Source organism: Ruegeria sp. YTSC325 (assembly GCF_059609525.1).
In genome coordinates this window covers 1-1,267 of sequence record NZ_JBXWLY010000037.1, presented here as the reverse complement: position 1 = coordinate 1,267, position 1,267 = coordinate 1, and the positions used below count along the sequence as shown (strand labels likewise).

At 58.5% G+C, this 1,267-nt stretch carries 1 protein-coding gene; it reads left to right on the top strand.

Translation table 11 applies throughout. The annotated features are described in order from the left end of the window. Positions 1–1,176: elongation factor Tu (gene tuf / locus AC2FF7_RS22130; protein WP_170356932.1), on the top strand; the 1,176-nt coding region annotated here is incomplete at its 5' end. Positions 1,177–1,267 lie beyond the last annotated feature (91 nt).

The following is a 1,267-nucleotide window of genomic DNA, read 5'->3' as shown; positions in this document are numbered from 1 at the left end:
ATGGCAAAGGAAAAGTTTGAGCGTACAAAACCGCACGTCAACATCGGCACGATTGGCCACGTTGACCATGGTAAAACCACGCTGACCGCAGCGATCACCAAGTATTTCGGTGACTTCAAAGCGTATGACCAGATTGACGGTGCGCCGGAAGAGAAAGCGCGCGGCATCACCATCTCGACCGCCCACGTGGAATACGAGACCGAGAACCGCCACTACGCGCACGTTGACTGCCCCGGCCACGCCGACTACGTCAAGAACATGATCACCGGTGCTGCCCAGATGGACGGCGCGATCCTGGTTGTGAACGCCGCTGACGGCCCGATGCCGCAAACGCGTGAGCACATCCTGCTGGGCCGCCAGGTTGGCATCCCGAAGATGGTCGTGTTCATGAACAAAGTTGACCAGGTTGACGACGAAGAGCTGCTGGAACTCGTGGAAATGGAAATCCGCGAGCTGCTGTCTTCGTACGAATACCCCGGCGACGATATTCCGATCGTTGCAGGTTCGGCTCTGGCCGCGATGGAAGGCAACAACCCGGAAATCGGCGAAGAGAAAATCAAGGAACTGATGGCGGCTGTTGATGAGTACATCGATACCCCTGAGCGCGCTGTTGACCAGCCGTTCCTGATGCCGATCGAAGACGTGTTCTCGATCTCGGGCCGTGGTACCGTTGTGACCGGTCGTGTTGAGCGTGGCGTGATCAACGTTGGCGACGAGATTGAAATCGTTGGCATCCGTGACACTTCGAAAACCACCTGCACCGGCGTTGAAATGTTCCGCAAGCTGCTGGACCGCGGTGAAGCGGGCGACAACATCGGCGCCCTGCTGCGTGGTGTTGACCGTGACGGCGTTGAGCGTGGCCAGGTTCTGTGTAAGCCGGGTTCGGTTACACCGCACACCAAGTTCGAAGCCGAAGCCTACATCCTGACCAAGGAAGAAGGCGGTCGTCACACGCCGTTCTTCGCGAACTACCGTCCTCAGTTCTACTTCCGTACAACTGACGTGACCGGCACCGTGACCCTGGCGGAAGGCACCGAGATGGTCATGCCTGGCGACAACGTGTCGTTCGGCGTTGAGCTGATCGCGCCGATCGCGATGGAGCAGGGCCTGCGCTTCGCGATCCGCGAAGGCGGCCGCACCGTCGGCGCCGGCGTTGTGTCGAAAATCACTGAGTAATCGGTGACGGTGCTGAGATTATTCGTCGAATAATCTCGGGCCTAAACGTTGCACTAAAGAAGGCCGTTCCACAGGGGCGGCCTTTTTCGTT